This window comes from Paenibacillus sp. J2L1-98 (genome assembly GCF_056269405.1).
Genome location: NZ_JBWDNW010000008.1, coordinates 135,435 through 161,485 on the forward strand (window position 1 = coordinate 135,435; position 26,051 = coordinate 161,485).

At 50.5% G+C, this 26,051-nt stretch carries 20 protein-coding genes; 1 reads left to right on the forward strand and 19 read right to left on the reverse strand.

From position 1 onward, the window contains the following. Positions 1-317: 317 nt before the first annotated feature. From AC0YNZ_RS16755 to AC0YNZ_RS16780, 6 genes are all read right to left on the reverse strand, one after another. Positions 318-3,278: a choice-of-anchor I family protein gene (locus tag AC0YNZ_RS16755; RefSeq protein ID WP_475827691.1), complete on the reverse strand. Its 2,961-nt coding sequence runs from the start codon at positions 3,276-3,278 to the stop codon at positions 318-320. 211 nt (positions 3,279-3,489) lie between these two features. Continuing rightward, on the reverse strand, positions 3,490-4,023 hold the full coding sequence (locus AC0YNZ_RS16760) for a VanZ family protein (protein WP_475827692.1): 534 nt from the start codon (positions 4,021-4,023) through the stop codon (positions 3,490-3,492). 328 nt (positions 4,024-4,351) lie between these two features. Then, entirely contained in the window at positions 4,352-4,585 is a 234-nt protein-coding gene (locus AC0YNZ_RS16765) for an aspartyl-phosphate phosphatase Spo0E family protein (RefSeq protein WP_475827693.1), read from the reverse strand. Between the two features lie 276 nt (positions 4,586-4,861). Further along, the gene (locus tag AC0YNZ_RS16770) at positions 4,862-5,812 is read right to left on the reverse strand and encodes a copper amine oxidase N-terminal domain-containing protein (protein WP_475827694.1); all 951 of its coding nucleotides are present in this window, start codon (positions 5,810-5,812) and stop codon (positions 4,862-4,864) included. A 27-nt stretch (positions 5,813-5,839) separates the two neighbouring features. Continuing rightward, positions 5,840-6,550 carry a hypothetical protein gene (locus AC0YNZ_RS16775; protein ID WP_475827695.1) on the reverse strand — a complete coding sequence of 237 codons (711 nt, stop codon included), beginning with the start codon at positions 6,548-6,550 and terminating at the stop codon, positions 5,840-5,842. Positions 6,551-6,592: 42 nt separating this feature from the next. Then, the gene (locus AC0YNZ_RS16780; RefSeq protein WP_475827696.1) at positions 6,593-7,765 is read right to left on the reverse strand and encodes a carboxylate--amine ligase; all 1,173 of its coding nucleotides are present in this window, start codon (positions 7,763-7,765) and stop codon (positions 6,593-6,595) included. Between the two features lie 97 nt (positions 7,766-7,862). On the opposite strand from AC0YNZ_RS16780, the gene AC0YNZ_RS16785 reads away from it, so the two are divergent. Continuing rightward, on the forward strand, positions 7,863-8,633 hold the full coding sequence (locus AC0YNZ_RS16785) for a hypothetical protein (RefSeq protein WP_475827697.1): 771 nt from the start codon (positions 7,863-7,865) through the stop codon (positions 8,631-8,633). Positions 8,634-8,656: 23 nt separating this feature from the next. Here AC0YNZ_RS16785 and AC0YNZ_RS16790 read toward each other — a convergent pair whose 3' ends face one another. The 13 genes from AC0YNZ_RS16790 to AC0YNZ_RS16850 form a co-directional block, all read right to left on the reverse strand. After that, the gene (locus tag AC0YNZ_RS16790) at positions 8,657-10,516 is read right to left on the reverse strand and encodes an HD-GYP domain-containing protein (protein ID WP_475827698.1); all 1,860 of its coding nucleotides are present in this window, start codon (positions 10,514-10,516) and stop codon (positions 8,657-8,659) included. Between the two features lie 35 nt (positions 10,517-10,551). After that, positions 10,552-10,929, reverse strand: a complete 378-nt coding sequence (locus tag AC0YNZ_RS16795; protein WP_475827699.1) for a DUF2304 domain-containing protein — start codon at positions 10,927-10,929, stop codon at positions 10,552-10,554. A gap of 4 nt (positions 10,930-10,933) precedes the next feature. After that, entirely contained in the window at positions 10,934-11,662 is a 729-nt protein-coding gene (locus tag AC0YNZ_RS16800; protein WP_475827700.1) for a glycosyltransferase family 2 protein, read from the reverse strand. A 1-nt stretch (position 11,663) separates the two neighbouring features. After that, positions 11,664-13,079, reverse strand: coding sequence for a murein biosynthesis integral membrane protein MurJ (gene murJ / locus AC0YNZ_RS16805; protein ID WP_475827701.1), 1,416 nt, complete (start codon positions 13,077-13,079; stop codon positions 11,664-11,666). Beyond that, complete coding sequence (locus tag AC0YNZ_RS16810; protein WP_475827702.1) at positions 13,076-13,951, reverse strand: DUF3473 domain-containing protein; 876 nt, start codon at positions 13,949-13,951, stop codon at positions 13,076-13,078. Before AC0YNZ_RS16810 ends, murJ begins: the two co-directional genes overlap by 4 nt. A 14-nt stretch (positions 13,952-13,965) precedes the next feature. Further along, positions 13,966-15,960, reverse strand: a complete 1,995-nt coding sequence (locus tag AC0YNZ_RS16815) for a hypothetical protein (RefSeq protein WP_475827703.1) — start codon at positions 15,958-15,960, stop codon at positions 13,966-13,968. A gap of 15 nt (positions 15,961-15,975) precedes the next feature. Beyond that, positions 15,976-17,595 carry a hypothetical protein gene (locus AC0YNZ_RS16820; RefSeq protein WP_475827704.1) on the reverse strand — a complete coding sequence of 540 codons (1,620 nt, stop codon included), beginning with the start codon at positions 17,593-17,595 and terminating at the stop codon, positions 15,976-15,978. Further along, a complete protein-coding gene (locus AC0YNZ_RS16825; RefSeq protein ID WP_475827705.1) occupies positions 17,592-18,866 on the reverse strand; it encodes a hypothetical protein in 1,275 nt (424 codons plus the stop codon). Before AC0YNZ_RS16825 ends, AC0YNZ_RS16820 begins: the two co-directional genes overlap by 4 nt. Further along, positions 18,850-19,287: a hypothetical protein gene (locus AC0YNZ_RS16830; protein WP_475827706.1), complete on the reverse strand. Its 438-nt coding sequence runs from the start codon at positions 19,285-19,287 to the stop codon at positions 18,850-18,852. Before AC0YNZ_RS16830 ends, AC0YNZ_RS16825 begins: the two co-directional genes overlap by 17 nt. Positions 19,288-19,311: 24 nt before the next feature. Continuing rightward, the gene (gene pelF / locus AC0YNZ_RS16835; protein WP_475827707.1) at positions 19,312-21,048 is read right to left on the reverse strand and encodes a GT4 family glycosyltransferase PelF; all 1,737 of its coding nucleotides are present in this window, start codon (positions 21,046-21,048) and stop codon (positions 19,312-19,314) included. Between the two features lie 250 nt (positions 21,049-21,298). Then, positions 21,299-23,776 carry a DUF4832 domain-containing protein gene (locus AC0YNZ_RS16840; protein WP_475827708.1) on the reverse strand — a complete coding sequence of 826 codons (2,478 nt, stop codon included), beginning with the start codon at positions 23,774-23,776 and terminating at the stop codon, positions 21,299-21,301. Positions 23,777-24,003: 227 nt separating this feature from the next. Continuing rightward, positions 24,004-24,975 (reverse strand): aldo/keto reductase, encoded by a 972-nt coding sequence (locus tag AC0YNZ_RS16845; protein WP_475827709.1) that lies wholly within the window; start codon positions 24,973-24,975, stop codon positions 24,004-24,006. A gap of 45 nt (positions 24,976-25,020) precedes the next feature. Continuing rightward, complete coding sequence (locus AC0YNZ_RS16850) at positions 25,021-25,938, reverse strand: NAD-dependent epimerase/dehydratase family protein (protein ID WP_475827710.1); 918 nt, start codon at positions 25,936-25,938, stop codon at positions 25,021-25,023. Positions 25,939-26,051 lie beyond the last annotated feature (113 nt).

Consider the following 26,051-nt stretch of genomic DNA (forward strand, 5'->3'; position numbering starts at 1 on the left):
CAGCTGGAAATCAGCGTGGGCGAAACTCCGAAAAACTGCTATTGGCACAGTTTCGCTCATACAGCGTTCAAGTTAACCATCGTTTGTCGACTGCAAGAACATCAAGGTGCTTATACTTCTTTAATGGGTTAAATATTAGATAGCTATATTGTACTGACGCAGGATAGAAGGCCATTTTATACAAGCAGAGGCGTCTATGCTGTACGAAGTACAGCATAAACGCCTCTTAGTCTACCTGCCACCGAAATTGCATGCGTGCTATTGTAAATGTGCAGGATAGAGTTGGATTCTCTTATTCCTACTCAAATTTCTATTCCCTAGTTAATGAATTTCACATGCTTAAGCATTCTTTGAAGCATCGTCACCGCTTCGGCACGCGTTGCGGATGCTGAAGGGGCGAACTCGCCAGCTTGTGACCCTTCCACAATGGCTGCCTCCGCCGCTCCCGCGACCGCTTGCTTCGCCCAGTCAGCAATTTGAGCAGCATCCCGGAAGCCTGCAAGCTGCTTATCGCCGCCTGCAGCAGCATTCACTCCTGCGAAGCTCACTGCTTTCATCACGATTACGGCAATCTCCTGCCGGGAAATCGTTTGAGTTGGACGGAAGGTCCCATCCTCGTAGCCGCTAATCAAGCCGGCCTGAACCGCCGTCCGGATTGCTCCCGCATACCATTTACTGCTGCTTACATCTGAGAAAGCCCCTGTCCCAGCCGTTTCATTAATGCCTAGCGCACGAACGATTAATGCCGTGAATTGTGCGCGTGTAACCGCGCTGTTCGGCTGGAAATGCTTCGCATCAGCCCCATTTACGATTTGCTTGGCTGCAAGCGACTCTATGGCGCTCTTCGCCCAATGCGTTTGCACGTCAGCGAAGGTCCGGCTTCCGTTTACGACCGCATATGAGCTGTTTCCGGTACGTTTAATGACAGCTTGTGTAGTTCCATCACTGCCTTGAATAAAAAGGGAGGGTACGAATGTAAGCTGACCCGTATTGCCGTCATAACGTACGACTGTTGTCTGTTCCGTATTCACCGCGCCATCAATGGTCATGCTCCGCTGCACGTAAGTGCTGCCGAACGACGTAATATTCACCTTATTCCCTGATGCGCTTTCGGCAACGAGCGAGAACTCCACAGCATTACCGAGCTGCTTAACGCCCTGCTTAACTGCCGCCTGCCCGATAACTCCGCCTGCTTCACCCGCAACAGGCTTTATTTCCAACCGCAGCGTAAAGGCAGGACTGCCGAGCGACTGTTCAATTTCGTCCCATGCAACGGCTGCCAGAGGCAGCTCATACGCTGCGGTACTGCCTTGAATCGCAATAACCAGTTTAGGATGCGACTTTGCCGCTTCTCTGACCGATGCCGGCAGCACCACTGCAACCCCTGCGGCATCCAGCTTGCCTGCATCAATCTTCAGCTCATTCTTGGCTGCGGTTAGCCCGTTCAATTGCTTGGCAAATTCATCAGCGGTTATCGCAACCTCTCTTGGCCCCGTTGATGGCGAAGGAACCGGTGTCGAGCTTGGCCCTGCCGGCGCTGGAGCAGGCGTTACAACCGGCTCTACAGGATTCGAAATTTCATATACCGCAATCGTACCCGATACCTCATGCGCGGCAAGAAGCAGAGGCTTGCCCGTCGGACTCTTCGCTGCCGGCACGAACTTAAGGCCCTCCGGCGCAACATCGCCTGCCGGCACCGCAGTCGGTCCACCCGTGAAATCACGGCTCGTTACGAACGAGACGTACTTCGGTTCCAGCGGATTCGTAATATCATAAACCATAATTCCGCTCGTCCGCTCAAGCCCGATGAACGCAAACGTCTGAGCGCCAATCTTGCCGACCTCTACGTACTCCGGCTCCGGCCCCTTGTCGTCGCTGCGGTTGTCTTTTGTATTGTTGCTGTTCGATACGTTAAAATAATCCGGGTTCAGCTGAGCCGTTTCTCTCTCAAAGTCATCCCCGCTGTCAAAAACCTGCGACCCGGTTGCCGCATCCCAGATCGAGAAGGAGCGTGCGCCAAAAGCGAACAGCCTGTCATATTTTTGCGTTCCCGCATTCCATCCGCTTGCGGTCGTGACGTTCAACCGGCCCAGCTTGTCATCTGCAGAGAACGTACCATCCGTCAGCATCGTATCAAGCTGAGCTTGATCATAGCCTTTATAAAACTCCGCGTTAAGCGCAATCTTCCCATTCCGGTTTTTCACGCGCTCCACTTCAGAATACGCATCATACTCGCGCACATCGCCCTCATTTGCGGTTAAAATATACGATTTTCCGCCGCTCTCCAGCATCGCCATACCGTCGGGCATATACATGCCGAGAACCGGAACCGGCTTAATGTCAATGCTGCTGTCTTTATCGGAAGCATCGATGCCGTTACCCGGCAACGAGTGATCCTTATAGCCGAATGAGCGGATCTCGGTTACTTGCTTTGTGCCCAAGTCCACAACACCAAGTGCATTGTTTTCCTGCAAGGAAACATAGGCAACCTTGCTGTCCGCCGATACCGTAATGAATTCCGGCTCAAAATGCCAGGCCGGCGTAGACGGCGTTACATTAGGAAATTTCGCCGATGCCGCAGGAAGCCCTTCGAACACCCGCACACCTTCTGGTACCGACACTCCGCCGAAGCCGGCAGTCGTTACATTCGTATCCGTGAGCGACGCGATGTCGCCTGTCACATCCACGATCGATACCGAGCCTTCCGGATCAACCAAATAATCGCTTGCCGGCTCTCCTTCGTTCGCTACGAGCAGCTGTCTGCCGTCTGGCGTGAAGGTCACCATATCCGGCAGCGCGCCAACCGTTACCGAGCTAAGCGGCGTTCCATTCAAATCCATAAAGACGATCTTCCCGTTATCCGTGCGCGGTACGGACGGTACGGAAGCCGCAATATATTGTCCCGATGGATGAACAGCGACGCTCGTAATGCCGTCTGGCGTGAAGCCCGCTATTTTAAACTCCGACACCGCCACGCGGTCCAAACGCGGAATGTCCGCTTCCGTCCCTATTTTGGACAGATCAATTATATCAATGGCCTTCTCAGCCGAATTGGTCGAATAAGCACGCTTCGCTGCCCAGTCGTACGCGACGATTTCCGTACCGCCCTCATCAAATGCCGCACCGCTGCTGTAGCCTGCGATTTTCTGCATTTCAAAATCCGCAGTCTCCGGCTCCTCCGCGGATACCGCTTCGAATTGGGCCAAGCAGGATACCATTAATAACCCGGCCACAAGCACTTGAAACGATTTGCGTGTATTTTTACGTCTAAAACTCACTTTTATTTCCCCCTGAGATCCAGCAAGTACCCCGCACCAATCTTCTCGTGCTTGGCCAAGCTATATCATACAAAAGGAATATTAAACGCATGTATCCGATTCGTATAAATATTGTAAACATTATCCATCATAAACCATTCAAGCTCCACGCGGATATGCTAGTGCTGCAGCGGGTGCGTGATAGGCCTCTATCTGTTAACAAATCCCGCCTTCAAGATTTGATAGACTGCTGCCCTCGTCTTCTAAAGAGCTTAATCAACCCTAAAATACACAAGCAGACAAGCAAGCCCGCACATCCCCCTGTAAAATCAAGCACAACATCCGTCGGGTTTCCCGTACGCTCATGCGAACTTAGCTGATTCCATTCGTCCAGAGCCGGAACGGCAATCGTAACCAGAAGCGTAACGACTATCGAAAAAAACCAACGCCCGCGGCTCAGCGAACGCATGAACATAAACAGCACGGCAGCGAACGTCGCATACACGAACAAATGCGCACCTTTGCGAAACAGAAATTCAATGAAGTTATATGGATTTTGATGTGAATTAAATACGCTGGTCCGATACTTAATCGTAATGTCGGGCAGCCATCTCACAAGCTGATGATAATCAAAGTGGCTGAGCAAAAACGGTTGAATGGTTTGCTGCTCATAGGACTGGGACGAAAACATAAATAAGAGCGCGAGCCAGCCCGTAAACAACAGGCCCCATAGTAAAGTCGGTAGCCATTTCATAGATTTGTTCAATTTCCCTGCACCTCCTGCAAAGCAGCCTTCTTTCCCTCTATCATACTTGAAATACGCGCACAAGCAAAATTCAGGTGAATGTGTAGGCTAAAACATCACTTTTCGGAAGGTAGTATAAAAGAACTATTTCCATATAGTCAATACACTTAAAGTTTGATATTATGGCTAGTAAGAAGTGAACCGAGGTGAGCGTAATGTCCAGCTATTTGATGTTTACCGAACTTTCCACGCCATTAAAGTTGTTTGGAATACGTATTTTCAAAGATGAAGCTGGCCATTATTGGTATAAATTTAAGAAGCACAAACGAAAACGTATATTTAAATAGCATTAATTTCCGATAAACGGAAATGAAAATGCTGCACAATTCGCTTTTTTCCCGCACTCTCTCCCATATCGTACGCAATCGTAGCAATTGAGAATACGATCCAACGCTTGGCTGGCCCCTAACACTTCATCAGACTGGTAAGATCCGCTCATTAACAGCTTTTCAACCATATCCTGTCGCAGTAGCTCGATCGTTTGCTCTAGCTTGATTTTTTGCAGAACGCTTTCTCTGATCATGGATCTCCCCCCGCCCATAGTCCCCTGCATTGCCACTATTGTATGAAATAGGATACTTTGTAATGATAGTGTAATGCAAATTTTAGTACTATGGTAGGGTTTTCATTAATAAAATGCGTTATTTTTTACAATTCCCCAACAATTGTTTCTCCCTATGACAGGACGCTCTGTTGTCGTCGTCTCTCCATGGCTGAATACAAAAAAAAGACAGTAGAGAAGTCAATGCGACTTCGCTGCTGCCCTCTCTTATAATTGTAAAGCTTGCTATTTATCCGGTCATTGAGGAATCGGCCGGTAACCCATGCTCTCCGCAATATCTCTGCCAGCCTCAAGTTCTTCCTTGAAGAGTTTGCGATATTCAGCGATAACAGCCGTACTGTAGCCGTTTGCCGTCAGCTTAGCTGTTGTATCCGACATAATGACCTCAAACTTCGCAGTGCAGTTGTCTATCTCTTGAAGCCCCTGAGCCTTCAGCTGCGCTTGAACAGCCGCATCCGATGCCGCTACATATTTCAAGCCAATATTCATTAAAGTTGCTTTGCAGCCGCTTTCCAGCGCAGCAAGCTTTGTTTCGGCTTCTGCTATAATTTGCCCATACGGCAGCTTAACCGCATCGCCGCCAACACCACCTATGCCGCCGCCCGTTCCCGGAATAAGAATACCCCCGCTGCCAGCACCTTGCTCAGCCCGATATGCATCAGACTGGCCGTTCACCGTCTTCGTCGCGGGATCAAAGTCGATCTGCGTCCCCACCGACTCCGCTAAGAAGCGAAGCGGCACATAGATGGAGCCTTTATAATTGAACAGCGGCTGGCCTGCCGGAAAAGGCGCTGCCTTCCCATCGAATACCAGCGCTGCTTTTACAGGCTGAATCGTAATTTCAACGCTCGCTTGCGGCTTCTGACTGCCATCGGATGCAGTTTGCAGCTGCTTCTTCAGCGCAGCAAGCTCCTGTTCCGTAGGCTCAGAGACTGTAGCTTTCTTGCCATCCCAGTTCACCGATTTCTGCAGCGCATAGGAAATGTAGCGAATCGGGACATATGTACGTCCTTGATAAATAAACGAATATTGACCGTCCGGCAGCTTAAGCGCCTGTCCGTCAAATTGCAGGTTAATCGGCTGCGTTTTTGTTTTAACAGCCGTGGTTGCTGCAGATACAGTGGCAGCCAGTACAGATGATAGCATCATAACTGCTAGAAAAATAGAAAGTACACGTGACTTATTCATTGGGCCTCCTTCGAATAATAGAGCTAATTAGTTTAGCGAGTTTGCAATAACAGCAAGCGCATCGGCTCTAGCATCCGCCTTCGCGCTCTCATATTGCGAGCTCCAATCAGGCAAGGATTGATCGCCTAGACCGGCCGCCTTATACTCGCTTTGGGCATTGCTTATCAATTGATTAAACTTGGCATCGCAACCGGCTTCGGCGGAAAAAACCTTGTCCAAATATTTGCTCTGGATAGTCTTAGCCGCTGCTTCGTCATCTCCCCCAAGCTCTTGTGCGATTTGGCTCGCCAAGCTGTTGCTTCTTGCTTGACAAGAAGACTTCAGCTGCCGCAATTTCGCTGTAACCGAAGCATCAATCTCTTTTTTCTTCCGGGCTTTGTCCTCCGCAGACGCAGCATCTTCCACCGGCTTCTGGCCCTCGTCCGCGTAACCAGATGGTTGATCAGGTGCCAAAGTGGCAGCAGGAGCAAGCTGAGGTGCTTCCGCTGGCGTAAGCAAAGACTCTTGCGAGGGCTCTTGCACTTGCACCGACTCCTGCACTTCCTCCTGCGTCGGCTTCGTTTCCGGTTTCCCGGCAGCTTCATCCAAACGAGTATGTAATTCAGTCACTTTATTCAATTTCGTATATAAGCTGATACCGCCATACAGCGCAATCCCGATAACAACAAGGGCTCCCGCTATAATAATCAGCGATTTGTTCCATTTTTTCATCGTTTTTGTTTCATGCGGGTTATCCATCTTAAGGCAGCCGCGCATGATTCTCCTTACTTATTTTAAAAATTAGCGGGTAATAATAAACTTCCACATTTTCAAATCCAGACAATACCGAAGAGCGGATACCAGAAAACCAACGGTAGGCCATGGATCATCCCGGGAAATGATGTCGTCTTTTAATTTTGCGGTAAAAAACGGGGGATCTAACCGCCATCTATTCTTGCTCGCCAGGAAATGCAGTACATCACCCGGAAGAAGCTGTCTGCCAAAAACGCCGGCCTTGTACGTAAGCATTGTATCCGCTTCGGCATCCATTCCTAACTGATAATGCATCCACGGAAAGTCGACACCACTTTCTAAAGCTAAGTTCAGCGAGGCCCAATATCTCGGATTGATTTCCATTAGCTTGGGCTCCCCGGTACGGGAATCGATCATATAGTCAACCTCGACGACGCCAAGCCAAGGGATCCCGTCCATAAGCCGCTTCGTGTAGTCAAGCATCTTCTCATCGTAAATGCTCTCTTGAACGACACTCGGTCCCCGTTCTTCAGGGAAGTTCCGAACCTCTTTTTGAACAAAAGCGGCCCGTACCGTATGATTAGAATCGTAGCATAGGCATACGCCGTATTTCCCCCCATATGAAATGGCTTCCTGAATAAGAGGATTAGGATAGCTGCGGTGAATCTCTTGAAATAATAAAACAAGCTCACCGGCATCATTTGCGAATCTGACTCCGCGCGAGCCTGAACCTACCCGGGGTTTGATACAGAGCGGATAATCCATTGCCGCGGTCACAGCCAGCAGCTCATCCGGGTTGAATTGCGGTCCAAAGGAAGTTTCTGCCGTACGGGGATAAGGGACATTTCTCTCTTCGGCAAGACGCATCGTTAAAGACTTATCCGCCGCCACCCGGTAACTTTCCAGGGATGGAACAAGAATGCGGCACAGCTTCTTCAACTCTTCCTGCTTGGAGATGATCACAACCATAACATCGTCGTCCATCGGAAATAGGAAATCAACCTTTTCCCGATTAATCGTCTCGCATAACCATTTATAGAATTGCTCCGGATATAGGGCTGGATCAGGATATACGACCGTTTTGTCCGCATATTTAGAAAATCCGCTGGCGTGATAACGCGTTTTTTCACCAACGATCGTACGAATGCCATGCTTTCCCATTGAGCGCACGACGGCCAGCGTTTTGCTGAGCAGTCCGTTTGTGCATAAGACTGTAGCCAAGATTACCCCTCCTCATTAAACCTGAACACCGGCTATGATCATTAATTATCAACGATTTGCTATACTTGAACGAAGATGAATCGGAGGTGTAAGAAGCATGTTTGGAAGCAGGAAAGTGAAACAGTTAGGCCGCCTGGGCCCAATCCAGTCATTCCTCATCTACTACGGCCCCGCAAGTCCCGAAACGAAAAGACGGCTCAAGGAGGCCGATCTTGCGATAATCGAGCTGCAGCAATGGCAGCCGGACGAAATTTCCGATATCCGTTCCTCCGGTACGGAGGTTTACGGTTATTTATCCGTAATGGAAACGCCGGATTGGAACCGGAAGCGGACCGCCGCTATCTCCTCAACCGACATCATGACTGAGAACGGAAAGCCAATACACTTCGAACAATGGAACTCCGTCTTAATGGATTTGCGCTCTCCCGGTTATCGCAGCCTGCTGCTTGCGGAATTGGATGAAATAACCGGGTCGTATAACCTGAACGGGATTTTCCTTGATACGGTAGGCGACATTGAGGATTATGTTCCTCCAGCGCTTCAAGATGAAATGACTGCTGCTTACCGCTCCTTCCTCGCAGTTGCGGGCGGACGGCATACCGAGCTGAAATGGCTGCAAAACCGCGGGTTTAAGCAGCTTGAACCGTGCTCAGGACTGCTTGACGGCTTTCTCTGGGAGGGGCTCGAAGCCGATACGCTTGCAAGCGACTGGTCCAGGCACTGGATGAAAGCTCTTGCCCGCCATAAAAAAAGCGGTTTATCGGTATTGTCCGTTTCCGATCAGGCCGATCCGCGAATCCAAAAAACAGCCGAACGAAACGGCTTCCTTCATTGGACAAGCCCAAGCGGCGGTTACAATCGCTTATAATCCGGATGTTACGGCAATACGGTTCATACCGCTTTACTCCTGGATAAGGTTTCCGTGTAAACAAAACAGGTTCCGCAGGACTTTCCGTGCGCCTGGCAGTTGTTGCCTTCCACTTCCCAACAATTTTTTTCCGGCTGACTGTATGCGGGACATACACGGCAAATATCGGAAGGCGTACAGCCCATGTCATAGCAGGCGCCTAAAGCCCGGCCGCCGAGCTCCGGACCCTTCCGTTTCGCCGCAAACCAGCGGACGAACGTTTGCACGACTTTCTCATCAAGCTGCGTGCCCGCGAGCGACTCCATCAGCTTAATGGCTTTATCGAAAGGGAGCGGATCACGATACTTTCGCCCGTTTATTTTGGCCAGAAACATCTGAACGACCGATAGAATGCGGGCTCCAACCGGTATGGCCTCGCCACGAAGGCCGGCCGGATATCCGTTCCCGTCCATCCGTTCATGGTGGCACCTTATATACTCAGCGATTTCTTTGCTGCCGATCGTCATTTCGACGATGGCCGCACCTACCTCAGCATGGAGCTTCATTTTCTCAAATTCCACTTCGGTGAACTTTCCATCCTTCAAATACAGATCCTCCGAAAGCCCGAGGACGCCAATATTGCTCAAATAAGCAGCAATGCCAATATTTCGGATCTGGTCGGCGGGAAGCCCCATTTCCTTGGCGATAATAATCGAATACCGGCTCATCATCTCTGAATAGCCGACCGTATACGGGCTCAAATCGTCAATCGTGCCGGCGAGCAGCTTGAGAAACTCCGTATAGGTATGTCCGAAAGACTTCATCCGCTCCTGTATCCCCATTAACTGAGCGAGCTGACGGGTCATCATCTTCACCGTCGTACTGAGCTGGTCCGCTGTTAAATCTGCAGACGAGAGACGCGGAAAGCCGCTCACAAACCACGCTTGTTTACCCGGAAGCGGCAGCTTGCCGGCGATGATAAGCTCATCGCCCGAATGTCCCAGAATCGAGAGAACCTGCTCGAACTGCGGGACCTTATTATTCCATAGGACAAGCTCCTGCTTGCCGATCAGCTGGAGGAGCATCGACAAATTCGACGAATCGGCGATTCTGCGCGCGGTTTGCTGCGGCCATCCGAAGAATACGGGCATCTCAACGCTCCCCCCGCTCGATACGAGCAGGCAGCCTCCCGACATGCCGAGAGCACTTGCAGACATACTGAACGTTTTCTGCATGACAGCTTCAGAATCCATTGCCATGGAGCTGACCGCCTGAAGCGCATGACTGGAAGTTTCCACGACGTCAGCTTTGAGATAAAGCCGCTCCGACTCGATAAGCACATCCAGCATACGAGGCATTAATTCCACAAGAAATCGCAGCAGCTCCATTTTTTTCTTCGGCACACGCGCGATCGGACCAACTCGAATGACTCCATTTCCGCCGTCCATAGGCAGATGGAGCAGCGGTACTTCGCCTTCATATATAATCCCGGAATGCTGAGCAGACTCATCCACCTTCAAGCTGAGCGGAGGCAGATACACCTCTTTCTGATACGGCGCTAGCCCGCTGTACGAAGGTTCCGCCTGGCCCGGATCGCGCCGCTCGTGACGAACGGCTTTCAGTACAAAGTTTCCGGTTTTCGGATCCCGAATATAGAAAGCATAGCCGTAAGCCTCAATAATAGAGCCGATCACTTCCAGAAAAAGATTGAGGTTATTCTCCAGTCCCGCTTCCGGCTGCATGAGCTTGATCATGCGTTCAACCAGCTCGAGGCGCTCCGACTTTCTTCGTATCCGGCGAAACAGGCCGATAACAAGCAATACAGCGAGCGCTAGCAATACGGTTAAGGCCGGAAGCAAATAAAGGGCTGCGTTCGATAATATAATATCAGTCCATTTGAGCATAAATGTTCCCCCTTTCCTTGACAGGCAAAGCAGTGTCAATTGTCCTGGCCTATCCCTTTCGATTCCACGCTCCGCATCATAACGCGTTCCTTGTCCAGAAGCGCGACATGCTGAGCGAGCTGGCGCAGCTTTTCATTCAATACGGAGATTTGCATCGACTGGTAAAGCACGATTACGAGCAGCACCAAGGTTGAGAACAGAAAGAGCAGCGACGGAGGATAACTGACGCCAAGGAGTCCTGCGAGCCTGTCGAACCAGCCCGGATTCGCCGAGAGGATCAGGATAACAGCGACGCTCAGCAGCCATGCTACCGAGTTGCGGGAGCTAATTCTTTTTCGCAGCAGCAGACGGATAATGGCTCCGGAGAACGTAATGCCGCAAAGCAAAATGAACCATTTTAAATTATAATCCATCTTCTCACGACACCTTCTTCGTCAGCTTATGGCTAATAATAACGATACTTATGCTGAGCATAATTTGCAGTACGTAGATGACCGGCTTGAGACCCGCGTGCATGGAAACGCCCGCTTCCCGCTGGCGCATATGCGCGGGGACTTCCTTCACCCTGTACTTCATCAGCAGCTGCTGAATCAAAATATCCGCATCCGGGAAATCCGCCGGAAAGCGGTCGCGTATCGAGTAAAAGTTGAATACGCTGCTGGAGACGCCGCGAAGCCCCGATGTCGGGTCTGTAATCCGGGTACCGGTCAGCTTTTGGATTAATAAGCGAAAGAAACGGATACCGGCTCCTTTCACAAATCCCGTATCGAATCCGCTGCTCTCCTCAAGAAACCGCGATCCCATGACGATGTCGGCATCGCCCTTCTGCAGCTCGTACATAATACGGGACAGATCGTTTGGATTATGTTGTCCGTCGGAGTCGAATTGGAGGATATAAGGATAGCCTTTCTCCGTCGCATACTTGTAGCCCGTCTGAAGCGCAGCACCGTACCCGAGATTAACCGGATGCGTAATTACCGTAACTGGATAGCGCCTGGCGACCTCTTCGGTGCGGTCGCGCGAACCATCATTCACGACAAGAATCTCGGCCGCTAACCCTACGTCCAGCAAACCGGCAAGCACATTGCCAATATTTTCTTCTTCATTGAAGGCAGGTATGATAATTAAAAATGGTTGGCTCGACATATTATCCACTCCGATTATTCGAATCTCGAACGACTAAGATAAACATAAGCAGGGCATTTAGTCCCCAGCCGCATAGAGCGCCGTATCCCAGCGCAGCAGGACCAAAGGAACGCACCGTAAGCAGATCGAACGCTATCGTGCATACCGTTGAAACCAGATAAACGGCCGCGGGGCCGTACAGACGTCCGCAAGCCAGGAAATAACGGAGGCAGAGGACGGAAACGACTTGTCCGACTACGCTTAAGGAGTATCCTGCGAGCAGTTCGGATGTAAGGGTAACCGAATGCGCGTCGAAAGCCCCCCGTCCAAAGAGCAGCGAGATTATCGGTTCCCGCAGGAAATAAAGAACGGCAGCCGACGGCAGCATCAGGCAGAGTGTCACCCCCAAGGCGCGATACAGCTCTGGCTTTACGGCTTCCCCGCTTCCGCCTGCTGCAGCCGATCGCGATAAAGCGGGCAGCAGGACGGCGGTCACCGCCGCTACAAATACCCAATTGGGGAACTGGGCAATGCGATAGGCATAATTTAGACCGGCCAGCGTACCCGGCTCCATATTGGAAGCAATGGCCCTTTCTATCGCATAGAGCGCCTGTGAAAACAAGTTCAGCAGAAGCAGCGGCAGAACGTCCCGGTAGACGCGTGTAAGTCCCCCTGAAGCCTTCAAAGACTTATCTGTTACGGCCGCCTCCCCGTCCCGGCATTTCCAAGCTTCGATAAACGATAGCCGCGCCTCTAGCTTGAGCCTTCTCTTGAGTGCCGCCCAGACTACCAGCGCCATCCCGCCAGCCCCTATCAGAATGGAGACAGCGTACGCGAATGCGCCGTCGCCTTCAGAGAACTCACCCATCCAGGATAGGGTGATCGCGGACAGCATCATGACATTCAGTAGAATCGGTCCGGCAGCTGCAACATAGAAGGCGCCTGCAGCCTGAAGCGCCGCCCCGCCTACGGCAAATACCGGAAACAGCGGCATCGAGAACAGCAGAAGCGTGTACAAACGCTCAAGCTCGCCCATCTCTGCACTGCCTGAGCGGTAGCCAAACAGCTCGAACATATGATTTTTAGTAATCAGCAGCAAGGCAAGGGCCGCAACCATCAGCAAGGTAACGTGCAAGGTCATCCGAACCGCGCTTCGTAAAAACATGCCGTATTGTTTCTCCTGCCACCTTCGGCTTAGTTCGGGAACCGCCGCGATGCCTATGACCGCTGCGATCAGGTTATAGCTGACCGCTTCCGGAAGCAGAAAGGCCGTCGTTACAAGATCCGCTGCCTGCGATGTGCCGAAATAGGCGGCGAAGGATAAATCCTTCAGAAAGGACACTGCAGCTAACATAAAGTTTACTGCGGTCACGCCTCCGACCAGCAGCCATGCAGACGAGCGCTTGCTCCGCTGCTTCGCGGTTTCTAACGCGCTCATCCCTTATCCTGCACTGCGCCCGGCGAGTAAAGCCGATGCGGCGGATAGCTTTCCCCGTTAATAATTTCTCCGAGCGGCCGGAAGCTGAAGTCGCGGAATAACCTCTCCAGCTTCCCTTTTGTCCCGTTCAGGCCGTAATACTGTATCGTACGGATAAATGCCGATGTTTTGGCGCGGGGCTGAGCCGTGTCAATTTCCCATGGATGGATGTAAATCATTCCCGGTCTCGCCTTGTTAACGCGATTTAACGCCCACTTCACAAGCGGGTACGGCACTGCCCTAAGATAGAAGCCTCCCGAGAATGGGATGGACATGCCGGCCAGCTCCGTCACGGTTGGCGGAAACTCGGAAAGACCGAGCGATTCCCCGTCCAGCACGGGAGTAAACGGCGTTTTTGGCGCTCCCGAAATACCGGAGAGCGGCGTCTGAAAGGGCTGCATGCTCGAATCGCATACGAAGCCTTCCTCCGCCAATATTTTGAGGGCGCGGAACCTCTCCGGCGAGATCGACCACGAGGGCGCCCGGTAAAGCTCAACCCTCCGGCCGGTGATCCGCTCCAGTATTTCCTTAGACGACCTCACATCATGCCGGAAATGATTCAATGTTTGCGATGTAACCAGCCGGTGCCAATAGCCGTGAGAGCCGATTTCATGCCCCCGGTCCGCTATTTCCTTCACGAGCCCAGGATGCCTCTCAGCCACACAGCCCAGGATGAAAAACGTTCCTTTAACCGCATACCGGTCGAACAAATCGAGCAGCGTTGTCGTGTTCCGTACGACGCGGTCCTCGTACTTATGCCACTCCGATAGGTCGATATCCAGCCCGTTCGTCATATACCAATCTTCTACATCAACCGTAAGCGCGTTAAGCATGCTCTTCACCCCTTTCATGATGCTCCCCAGATTCTTCGCCGTTCCTTGTCTTCGGCGTCCGGCCTGTATAAATACCAGATGCGGATATGCTCGTCCTCGTAAAAAATTGGAGGTTTGCCATGAGCTTTTATGTAACCATCCATCCATTCCTTTAACTGCTTCTGCTCTTTTTCGTGCTTTATATAACGCTCTTGTTCTAATTTGTCGTAAATACCCAGCGTTTTAGGCACCTTGAAAATTTGCTTCTCTTCGATGACGAACATATGCTTCGTTACATTGGGGTCGTATTCGTCTTGTCCTTTGCCGGTGATGGGCGTACCGTTAGGATCGTAATTATCGACTAGAGTTGATATATATACATGCCACCCTTTTCCATAAATAAGGGAATACCCTTCCTCCTGAGAGAAGATCGTCCATGTTTTCTCCAAATACATCGATGAGATGCGTAAATACTGCCGGAACATACTTTCCCAATCCATCTTATACGTCTGGATCGGACTGAGCCCGACATACCAGGCAAATACGATCACAGCCGCCAAAGCGGTCAAACGTTCGGCAATGGCAATCCCCTTCAGTTTGGAGACGAAGCGCCACAAGGACCACCAGGCGTATCCGATACAAAAGCAAACGGCGAGCGCCCACAGGTTCCAGGTTCGCGAGGCCAGCACCGTGCTTTTAGTAACGACCGGCATCAGATAATAAAGCAGAAAGGATGCCGTTCCCATGCCGACCGCAAACCATTCCGAAATCCGGTTCCTTTTGTCCCGCCAACCGATAAGAGCGCTTAACGCGATTAAAGCGATTGCTCCAAGCCCCATATAATCTCTCAACATAAGCTGCGGAAAAGTAGCTTCCGTAGTACTGGTTAGAAAATCGGCCGCGCTGGCATTGAATGAAACGCCGGACCAGGCGCCAATCTGAATCGGCGCATATGTGAAAACGACCGAAACCGCACCCGCAATGCACACGATTAAAATCCGCTTCCACGATCTTGCCGCAGGCGTCATGACGGAGGCGATCAATGCGACCGCCAGTCCCATGCCGACGTAAGCGAACACGAGTGAATGGACGAAGCCCGTAACGCTTACAGCCGCGAATCCCGCCCAAAACGAGTGGCGTCCTCCCTTCTCCAAATACCTCAGATAGAAGTAGAGGGCCGGGAAGGCGAATACAAAAGCGAACTCCTGCGAGTTGGTCGAGGCCTGACGCTCCCAATCGCTGCCTAAGAGAAAGGTTCCGCCAAGGCCGAAAAACGCCGCGCCGGCGATGCCCGCCATTTTATTTCCCGTTAATCTCGACAGGACAAAATAAAAACCGGCGGCAGTCAGAACGCCATTTAAAGGACCCGTATATTTCAATATGTATAATGGGTCGATGGCTGCGAATTTGCTCAGCAGCGAAAGCGTAATGTGAAAGCCCTGAGGATATAATTCGTCATGGAACAAAATGCGGTTATTGATATATTTCATCCAGGCCAGCGTCACCGAACCGTCAGACAAGGCTGGCGCCGCGTAGTGTACCGCATCATAAAACCGGACGTAAGCCGCCGTGCCGAGTACCCCTGCCAGAAGCAGCAGAAGCAGCGGGTCGCCGCTTTGCAGCTTATGCAGCTTGACATGCTTGCGCGCCATCGTCAGTTTTCCTCGCGTTTCCAGCCACATCGTTTTTATCCGAAAGCCGGCTTCAAGCAAATGGTAGAACCAGACATGGAAGGAAGTCGCGGAATCCGCTCTGGCCTTTGCTGAGCCTTTGCGCCAAAAACGGCGGGTTGACAGCATAATCAGAATGGCAGATACGGATATGACTTCATACAGCTGTAAGACGACGAGCACGTAACCGAGCACGATATAGATACAGACCGCCTTCGCAAACAACGCGACCCCGTTTTCCAGAGCGTCCTCCGAATCAGCCCGCAGGAAGAAGCGCGGCCACACGATCATGAGCAGTACGAAGGCAAAGCCGTAGTGCAGCATCGCATAGAGTTGATGGGAGAAAGATGAATAGTCCACTTACGCCTCTCCTCCTTACGATATCGCGTATAAATAGTAATCGAGCTTACGAAAAACCGACCGCATCGCTTTAAACGACAGAAGAACAAATACGACCGCCCCCGCCATCAAGCCAAATACGGCAAACGTGTAGTCGATCCAGCGGCTGAGCAGAAATCCGACGACGAAATTCACGCCGAGCGCGGGCAAAAGCGCCTTGTTTACTAAGCTGGGCTGTGAGAGAGAAAACAGGATGACGGCATTCAGCAAAGCGACCGCAAGAATGACGTAGGACGCCATCGCGATGATGAAGACGAACTCCGTCTTGGCGCTTACGATTAGATGCTTATCAAACGAATGAACGTAAGCTTTATCCGACCATAAAATAACGAAATAGATAAGTACCGCGCTGGCAATCGAAGAGGCTGTTATGATGGCGATCATCCGGTAGTATGCCTTCTCGAAAAAAGCGTTCATTTTGTCCATCTCAAAGCCCCAGTAACGTTTATAGCTTGCTTCGATATTCATCATCATCTTATTGACAAGAACCTCGCAGACGCCGAGCGGTATCATAAGCGCGAGAAGCGCAAAGTCGAGCCCTAGCTCATATTCGCCGCGAAACCAGATGAAATAGGGCATAAAACTCTCATTAGCCGACCAAGCGTTGACCCGGTCAATGAACAAGAATGAAAAATAGAGAAAACCGTAAATAAAATAGGGCATAATCGAGTAAATCGTGATGGAGAGTCTGGTCATCTTCGGTGCAATACCCTTCTCTTCTCTCTTCTCGGCCGATCTAAAATAATAGATGACCAAAGCCATGCCGACGATAGACACGAGTGAAATCGCGATGAGCTGCGATACGATAATATCCATCTTGAATACCCGGAACAAGACGTACACGAGGCCGATCCCCGCAACAATAAGTCCCGTAAAAGTAAGCTCGCGCTTCAAAATATACATAACGGTTACAGACAGCCAGATCGAATTCAGAAAGAAGAAGAAAAGGATAATATACATAAACATGTCAGCCGGAAAAATATTAAAAACGAGGTTAAACAAATAAATGGCGATGCCCACGGCCAAACAGGTCCAATAGCCGAACCGGATAAACAGGAAGGTCGCCTTTCTGGCCATCTTGTAGTAGCCTTGATAAATATAGAAGAAGCCTCTTCTCGCAATCGCCTGCGTGTATCCGCCTACAACAACAAAGCTGAGAATCGTGCCGATTGCGATACAGGTTGCAAGTTCGACGGACAAATTCTGGTACGACCAAAGCGAAAATTTCAGCGTAAGCATCGAAATGACGGAGATGGCCATAGGCAGAGCAAAGATAAGGCCTCGCAAAAAGCTTTTTACGAGCTCAAATGTCATTTTCACGGCACCGTTATTCGCATTTTGCGTAAAAGCTGTCGTAACGACCTTTTGCCTGATCTGTTCCCATATTTCCGAGGCAAGCTCGAAGATGTTCTCGACGCCGAATATTTCTGTGGCCCGGGTATCGTTCCAGCCCATCGATTCGAGCAGCGCGGCGATTTCGCTTCGATCCTCAGGTGTCATGTTTTTGTTCATGACTTCTTCTACAAGCTGTTCGAAGCGCTCATGCCTGTTCATCTCGGTTCCCAGCCGGTTTTCCCTTCCCGTAACCGTAATCATGACGGCTCCGCGAAGCCGGGAATGACCATTTGGACGATCAGATCCGGCATTTTCCCTGCGCGTTCCGCCCGTTTAATCGTATCGGCGGTAATAATTTCTCCTTTGGCGATAATGAGAGAACCGTCTTCGCCGTACAAATTCTCGCCTGCTGCCTTTCCTGCAATATACCGGTACTGAATGGATTTAATTTCTTCCGCAAGCGCCGGACTCACCGCACTCGTCTCGGGCTCCGCAGGGGCTGCAGAGCTTGCATGCGAAGTGTTCGGATTCAGAATCCGCGGAGGACCGACTGCCGAAGATGCCGCTTCCGCCTCAGCCAGTTCATGCTGGGCAGCGGCCGTTAGTCTTTCCGATGCCATTGCGATGGCAGTCGGCGCTTCAGGAGGCGAGGATGTCACCGAACCTTCGGTTTTCTTATTTCCATCCTCCATGTAGAGGCTCACATCTCCCCAAAAGCCGGAAGCTGAGGCCTTTACATCAGGTACGGTCGGACTGGCCGTTTCAGGTTTCGTCCGCAGCGCGGTTTCGGCCTGCTTCGGCGCAGGTTCATTTTTGGCAGCATGATCTCTCATAATAGCCGGAGGCGCTGCGCCGTCCGCCGTAACCATCGTTTGTTCCGATTCAGATTCCTCCAAAGAGTCCAGAACCGATTTCTGTCTGAATCGAATAACATTGGCCCCGTAAGTAAACTCCGGCTCGCCCTGCAAGTTCTGCTCCAGCTTCACATCTTCGGCCAGCTCTTCATTCTCTTCTTTCGCCAACTCAACCGAATCTTGAATTTCAGCAGGGGGAGAAACAATCTCTTCCTCTATGATCTCCGGCTTGTCCTGCTCCGGCTTATCCTTGAGATTTGCGAGCAAACGAGCTGCTCCCGCCAGCAATTGTTCAAAGGTAACCTGGTACTCCGCAAGCTGTTTATCCATGTCTGCCCGTTTACTGCCTTGCTCGGTACGTTTCGTTTCCATCAGCGCAAGCAGCCTTTGCCGCTCGGCCTCGCCTTGTTTACGCAGCGCTTCAACAGAATCGTCCAGCCTCCGAAGGAGTAAATCCGCAAATCCATCGGGACGGTCATGCTTATTGGGGTTCAGCAGAGCCGTTTTCTGATCAAGCTCCTGCCGCAGCTTTTTATTTAACGCTTTTTCCGATTGGATAAGCGCTTCCAGCTGCTCCGCTTCACTATCGTATAGAGCGTCGCGTTTGCTCAAATAACGCTCCGTTTCCCTTATATCCAATCCGAACCACGCAAGCCGCAGCTTATTCTGATGCTTCATTATTCTGCACCTCTTTCCCAGCATGAGCGCCAAAATTATCCTTTATTTGGCGCTCCACGCGTTCAAGCAAGCCGTTACATTCGCGCTGCTTATCCTCAAGCTCCAATCGATGCTCCTTATCCAGCTTGTCCAGCTGCTTCATGGCTTCCCATACGATAACGCTCTGCTCGATATGCATCTGCAGCAGCTTTTCTTTAGCCATTAGTTGGACAGGATCTTCAACAAGGGCTGAGCTGGCAGCCGGCTCAACCGGGTCAAGCTCCTCCAGTTCACGCCGCAATCTCCCGTTGTCTTGCTGCAGCATCAGCAGTTCTTCCTTCAGTCCCTGTATGCGCAGTCGATGGGTTTCCTGCCTAAGCTTCAGCTCTTCGCGAACGGCGGATTCAGCATAGCCGCGTACAGCTCTCTTTCTTATTTTCATTGCGGCCGCCTCCTCTCTTCTCACTTATGAAATTTCGCGGTCAGTGATTAAGCCGACATACGCTTCGCATCTGGCAAGCTCCACCATCGCTCTGTCATACTCGCCAAGCTTATTGTACAATCCGGCGATCTCTGTCAATATGTACGGAACGCTTGAGGATTTGGGCAGCAGCTTAAGCGCTTCCCTGTACTGGGCAATCGCTTCCCTGTTGAAACCGAGTGCGGCGAGCGAGAATGCTTTCTCCATCACATGCCGCTGCTTCTCGCGCGGAGTTACTTTGATTAGCGGCGCAGGCTTCCGCTCAATAGCCCGGGTTGCCAGCTTGATATAGCTTTTCAAATGCAGCTCCAGCACTCTATCGAGGGTAAAGTAACTTAGCGCGCGTTCGCGGCCTTCTCTTCCGACCTCGGCCCGCAGCTCCGGATTCGCGACATAGGTCATAATCCCTTCCGCAAGCGCCTCGGGATTGCGCGGTTCGACCAGCACGCCCGTATCGCCGAGCGCTTCCTTGATCCCCCCGACATCCGTTGCAACGACCGGCTTTCCGGTCATCATCGCTTCGACGACCGAATAAGGGAATGCTTCGGAGATGCTCGACAAAACGACAATATCCCCGCTATGGTAGGCCGCCGTCATCTGTGTAGCATGACCTGCAAAGATGAAGGAATCCCCCATCTTCAATTGCTCCTTAAGCGCCAAGCATTCCTCGTAGTACGCTTGTACGCTGACCGAACCGTATACGATAAACTTTGCATCCGGCTGTTTATCGAGAACGAGTCTGGCAGCTCTCATGAATGTCAGAATATCCTTGATCGGATCGATTCTGGCAACCATGACGATGACCGGAGGGCCCGGCGGACGCGACGGCGCTTCGACGAAAACGCTTTTGTCGACCCCATTATAAATGACGTCAATCCGCTTCTTGTTAACGCCGAATTCCGTCTCCCAGCGCATATTATATTGGCATACCGGAGAAACCTGATCCGCAAACGAATAGTTCAAGCTGGTGATCGAGTGCACCATCCGGATCAGAAACTTGCTAAGAAACGAGGAGTAGCCCCGATTGGACAACGATAAATATTGTTCGCGCAAATAGATTCCGTGTTCGGTTAGCAGATACGGCGTTTGATGCAGCAGCTTCGACAGCACGCACGGTATGCCGCAAAAAGCAGCCGCCGAGGAGTGAGCCACATGCACCTTAGGAATCGGTGTATTCACGATATTGAAAAACCGGTACAGCCATCCTAAACTTTGCACCAGTCCATAGACATCGGGTTGGCTGAGCCCCGTGCTTTGTTCCGCCGCAGCGGTCAAAATAATCTGCTTATACGTGTCCCACACGATCTCGGATTTAAAGCTTTCCTTATATTCATAGGTTTGAAAAAAGTGATACAACCCTAGTAAAATATCTGCAAATCTGCGAGGATCTTTCACTTCCGCAATAATTTCGTACACCAGCGCCTGAAATAAAGGGATAAAGTGCTCCCTGATTTCATTCGGTCCGGTTTGCTTTTTCATGAGGTAAATATGAGGAAAAGGTGTCGACAAATGCTCGCTCGGCTCTTCCGTCCCCCAGAGAGGGACCGTATAAAGCGATGCCCCTTTCGGAAGCTTGAACTTCTGCGTCACGAACGGGTTGGACAAAATGGAATACACGACATAATCCACAGGCTCCAGCTTGTTGATCAAGATATCACACCAAGTGCTAACGCCGCCTTGATGAAAAGGATAGGTTCCTTCCGTCGTTAGCAAGACTTTCATTTTGTCGCTCATCCGTTATCCCTGACTTTCTAGAAAAATATGAGTTGATGAATTAGGAGAGTCACGACCGGGAATATATTCCTAGTAATATGATCTGTTAGTCCTATTATATCTTCCTAATACTAATTCTTCAATCTACTGTTAAATCCAACAATTATATATCTTTTTCGACAAGTTTTTATGTCTATCGTAGCATAAAGTAGTAACAGACATAAGTACTTTAATACTGGTTTTGTCGAATAAATAGCGTTTAATTTTGTTCAAGCAGCAGAATGTCATTTAATTCATACCAACTATCGTCCCTCTTTCCTTCTATTCCTAATTGAATGCCGGGTTTTCCGCTGTCCGGATCGATAATCGCGACTAACAACTTATATTTTCCTGCAGGCAATTGGTCCGGAACCTTCATGGCAGCCGTCACTTTTCTTTTCCCGGGCAGCCACTGCCGAATATCGGCATTTACAGCTGCGCGCGTCGACGGCAGCAAGCTTCCTTCGGCGTCAGCCAAGGCCAATTCGACCTGCCACGGATAATAGAACGGCGCGACCCCCTTATTGCTCCATGTCATATCCACCGGCAGCATTTGGCCTGCTTTAACAGTCCCGGCATGATACACCCTTTCCGGCACAAAACGGTACCCCATTAAACGAAGCAAATAATCGGCATTGGCTTGTTCGCTCAGCGTAAGTCCGTCTCCTTCGCTAAGCACCGCTAAGGCCGTTGCACCGATCCACGATGTATGGCTTAGTCTAATTTCCTCCGCCGCTTCGAGAATTGCGCCGTCTTCCACATGCGCGGCAGCCGGCCTGTTGCTGCTGAATTCGCCTCCGGAATAAGCCTTTTTCCAAAACTCCGGCATACGCGATTGAGACTGCAGTTGGTCAGGATCATCATTTGGGCCTATGTAGTCATGGATGCCGGACCAGCCCTGACGGGTCCATTCCAGCCATGTCTTCGTCGAATCGGACTCGCCGAACATATCGTTGAATAGTCCAAGACCGTTCGACGCCGCTATAGGAAACGGCTTTCGCATGCCAAGCTGCTTGCTGCGAAAGGCATCAATATAGGGGCGAACGTATTGATCCGTTACCGAAACGGCCGGGAAAGGATCGTCGATCAGCGAGCTGTGAAATTCTCCGAAATGGCCAAGGCTGCCGATTTGGATGAAAGCGATTCGCGGATCGCGGTCGTAGCGTGCCGCTAAAGCGCGGATCATTCTTGCGTGCTCGCGAATCAGTATTTTACTCTCATAGTTCGGGCTGTAGCCTGAACCGGAATCGGTGGCATACCAATGTTTGGCATTGGCGGAGCCTTCCTCCGCCTTCAGCTCCCTGTAAAGCCAATCCGGTATGTCCATATGCTGCGGATCATCGCCGGGAATATCCATGACAACTCTAAGAACGACCCGCTTCCCGCTGTTCGTCCATTTATCGATATCGTATTTTTTTTCAATCGCCGCCCAATCCATTTGCCCTCTGCCCGGCTCCAGATCCCGCCAGCTGATGTTCGCCGTTACAAGCGAGAAAGGCTGTTTATAGCCGCCGCCGCGCGATGAAGGAGCCCAGCCGACATAAGGATTGTCAAGGGAATCGTAAATCTCCTTCGGCGTATAATCGCCCTTCTTCCGGCCGCTCGGGATAAAAGTTTTCGAAACGGGCATCGGCTTCCCCGCTTCCGGCACGATCGCCCCGTCACCGCCGCGATAGCCGATTGTCATCGTTGATGGAGCCTCTAAGCCCAGGTCCTCCAAATAAACGGCAAAGCCGGCCGAGGCTGTGCGCAGATCGGCGAATGCGGCTCCGCGGTCATCCCAAACAGAAGAGCCAGCGACATATTTCCATAAACGATTTCGTTCGATTTTATAATCCATACCGGAGTCCGGCCAGTCCCCTCCGCGCATGCCGGTTTCATTATCGTTATCGCTGTCGATGTAAATCGTATGAGCAGCAGGTAAACGCATGCCTTCCAGCAAAATATAAAGCCGGCCGTCCCCTTGTACAACCGATAGCTTACGCTGATTGCTGCCAAGGAATGCCGTCAGCGTGTCGCCTTGCCCAGCCGAATCAACACCGTCTACCGTAGGCGCAGCCTTCTCGGCATTGCCGTTTTGCTGCGGTTTTGCTGCGGCAGCCGGCACATAGCGCAGCGCCATATCGTCAGCCACTACAATTCCCGATCCGCCCTCGGCCGTTGCCTGCAGCCGGATCAGCGCAAATACGCGATCCGCGTTTTTCGGAACGACGCCTTCGAGTTTATATGCTGCGAATCCGCCTGCTGCGTCCAAGCTTTTGCTGTTCTCGCCGACCCATTTTCCCTGCGAATCGAAAAAATCCAGAAACAACTGCACCCGCAGCTTTGTTTTTTGCTTCACGAACAGCTTGCCTTCATATAGATACGATTTGCCCGCTTGAACCTTAACGCGCTGATAAACAGCGGCATACCGGCCTTTAGCCAGTTCTGATACCGTTATCCGCTGAGCGAATTTCCCTTGAGTGACGGGATTTTTGATAACCGACATGCTTCCACTGTCATAAGCCCAGCTGTCCGCTTTGCCATTGCGGTCCTCGTCATATTCGAAGCTGCTGTTTGCGAGCAGATTGCTTATATCGGCTTTTGCGGCGCTTACAGTTACGGATTCGCTCAGCCTGGATTGTTCCGTTTCATGGTAATAGAAGAAAGATGACAAAACGATGCAAGCTGCGATGAACCATATACTCAAAGTTAGCAAAGACTTTCTGCTCTTAGGGCTGTACATATCACGAAACAAGTCCTTTCCTAATTAAATCGGGAATTCCTAATCAAAATTCAAAAAAGCTGATATCCTTAAATAGGATATCAGCTTTTTTCAACTAAAAGTACTATTTTACGACACTTTTTTTGATTCTTCAGCAGCATTGACCGGGAACATTGTCACCATTTTCCGCAGTCCGTATACTCCTACATCTCTTTACTTGCTTAAGCTTTGTAAAAATTGCGAATCCAACGGTGGGACTTGAGCTTCTCAAGCTGCTCTTGAGGCAGTCCGCGCCCATCTCCTGCAAGGCAGTTCCGTTCCACATTACGGATCGAACGCATGCCCGGGATGACGGTAGACACAGCAGGATGGCTAAGGATATAGCGCAATGCCGTTTCGGCCATCTGATCCGGAGAAATGTCGATATCGGAAGCAATCTTCTGAATGCGGTCAAATACTTCCTGCTTACGGTTATCCCGGAAGTAGTTGTTGCGGAAATCACCTTCTTCAAAAGTGGTGTCCGGTGTAATTCTGCCCGTCAGTCCGCCTTCATCCAACGGCACGCGGACAATAACACCTACATTATGGCGTTCACACGCAGGTAAGAGCTGATCTTCAGGGCTTTGTTCGAAGATATTATAGATTACCTGAACCGTGTCTACTACTCCGCTTTCGATCAATTTAATCGCATTTTCCGGCTGATAATCATTAATCGAGACACCGAAGAAGCGAATTTTCCCCTGCTCTTTGAGTTTGCTGACCGCTTCGAGCCAATCTCCCTGGTTGACCCATTCATCCGACCAGACATGAAACTGCTGAACATCAATGGTTTCCACGCCTAAATTACGCAAGCTTTCTTCCGTGCACTTTATCACATGCACCGCAGGGAATGTTTCTTTTGCCAAGATGCCCGCCTGTGCCGGCCACTGACTATTTTTTGGAGGGATCTTGGTTGCTATGTAAATTTTTTCGGAACGCTCCTTAGCCACCTGCCCAACCAATCGTTCACTGTGCCCATCCCCATACCCCAATGCGGTATCGATGAAATTCAATCCTAAGTCAACCGCCTTATGAAGTGCCTTTAGCGATTCTTCATCTTTCGCTCCAATCCAGCCTGTGTTGCCGATCCCCCACGCGCCATAGCCGATTTCAGAAACCTTCATGTCCGTTTTGCCAAGAGTTCTATAATTCATATATAATCCCTCCGTTAGTATTAGATTCTCGGATCTCTTATCCATTTAAACTCCCCACCATGATAGATTCGCATAGGGGTAATAAGACTCCTGACCTTCTTTAAGCGCTTTATAAAACTCAGGGAAATTATACTTTGGCTGGTATCCGAGCAAATCCTTTGCTTTGTTAATGGACCAATAGACATGTCCCCACATATTCAGCAGCTCTTCTACGTTTTCTCCATGCTGACCAACCAACTCTGAAATCCCCGGAAAATAGATTTCTGCCAACGTTTTCGATTCTTTTCTCCAGCTTGTAAATTCTTCTTGTGAGAAGGGAACTTCTGCCATAATATTAAACGCATCAAAAGCGATTGTCTTATTTTCCAGACCAAGTAAAAAAGCTTGTGCCACATCGCGGTCATCTACGCCGCCTTTCAATAATCGAAAGCCGTAACGCATGAAGTTTTCCGGGACAAACATGCCAAGCCGGTAAGCGATCGTCTGAATGCCATGGATGCGGTTATAAAATTGAGCGATCTCTTCGCATAATGTTTTACTTAAACCGTAAAAATCCCCAGGCAATAAGGGCAGATCTTCGGTCACGATACCAAATTGATCCTCTGGAACTTTTACGCTTTCCCCATAAACACCCATCGTACTGCAGAGCAAAACTTTGTTCACTCCAAATTGTTGGGCTGCTTCATAGACGTTATAAGTTCCTTCAACGTTCAATTGCCAAAAATGATCCCTCGAATATTTAGAAAGATGAATGCCATGCAAAGCGGCGGCATGAACAATAGCTTCCACACCTTCGACGGCTTTAAAGACATCTTCCTTGTTTGTCACGTCTCCCTTAATAAACGGATAGGATGTTTCAATATTTCGGTAATCCATAAAAATCGGCTCATGCCCGTTTTCTTCCAAAACCGGAGCGAGTACTCGTCCAAGATTGCCGCCGGCACCTGTAATTAGAACTTTCATATCGACACTGCCCCGTTGATCTGATACATAATAGGATTCGATCTACCAAGCTTACGATAATTCATGAGGTAATCACTCCATCTCTTCAGAATTCCACTACTACACCATAAAAC

Excerpts from the sequence above, each read along its gene's own strand:
- AC0YNZ_RS16850 (WP_475827710.1), bottom strand. The coding sequence starts at position 25,938 with ATGAAAGTTCTAATTACAGGTGCCGGCGGCAATCTTGGACGAGTACTC.
- AC0YNZ_RS16770 (WP_475827694.1), bottom strand. The coding sequence starts at position 5,812 with ATGAATAAGTCACGTGTACTTTCTATTTTTCTAGCAGTTATGATGCTA.
- AC0YNZ_RS16785 (WP_475827697.1), top strand. The coding sequence starts at position 7,863 with ATGTTTGGAAGCAGGAAAGTGAAACAGTTAGGCCGCCTGGGCCCAATC.
- pelF (WP_475827707.1), bottom strand. The coding sequence starts at position 21,048 with ATGAAAGTCTTGCTAACGACGGAAGGAACCTATCCTTTTCATCAAGGC.
- AC0YNZ_RS16800 (WP_475827700.1), bottom strand. The coding sequence starts at position 11,662 with ATGTCGAGCCAACCATTTTTAATTATCATACCTGCCTTCAATGAAGAA.
- AC0YNZ_RS16820 (WP_475827704.1), bottom strand. The coding sequence starts at position 17,595 with ATGATTACGGTTACGGGAAGGGAAAACCGGCTGGGAACCGAGATGAAC.
- AC0YNZ_RS16775 (WP_475827695.1), bottom strand. The coding sequence starts at position 6,550 with ATGGATAACCCGCATGAAACAAAAACGATGAAAAAATGGAACAAATCG.
- AC0YNZ_RS16845 (WP_475827709.1), bottom strand. The coding sequence starts at position 24,975 with ATGAATTATAGAACTCTTGGCAAAACGGACATGAAGGTTTCTGAAATC.
- AC0YNZ_RS16790 (WP_475827698.1), bottom strand. The coding sequence starts at position 10,516 with ATGCTCAAATGGACTGATATTATATTATCGAACGCAGCCCTTTATTTG.
- AC0YNZ_RS16765 (WP_475827693.1), bottom strand. The coding sequence starts at position 4,585 with ATGATCAGAGAAAGCGTTCTGCAAAAAATCAAGCTAGAGCAAACGATC.
- AC0YNZ_RS16810 (WP_475827702.1), bottom strand. The coding sequence starts at position 13,951 with ATGCTTAACGCGCTTACGGTTGATGTAGAAGATTGGTATATGACGAAC.
- AC0YNZ_RS16825 (WP_475827705.1), bottom strand. The coding sequence starts at position 18,866 with ATGAAGCATCAGAATAAGCTGCGGCTTGCGTGGTTCGGATTGGATATA.
- AC0YNZ_RS16795 (WP_475827699.1), bottom strand. The coding sequence starts at position 10,929 with ATGGATTATAATTTAAAATGGTTCATTTTGCTTTGCGGCATTACGTTC.
- AC0YNZ_RS16830 (WP_475827706.1), bottom strand. The coding sequence starts at position 19,287 with ATGAAAATAAGAAAGAGAGCTGTACGCGGCTATGCTGAATCCGCCGTT.
- murJ (WP_475827701.1), bottom strand. The coding sequence starts at position 13,079 with ATGAGCGCGTTAGAAACCGCGAAGCAGCGGAGCAAGCGCTCGTCTGCA.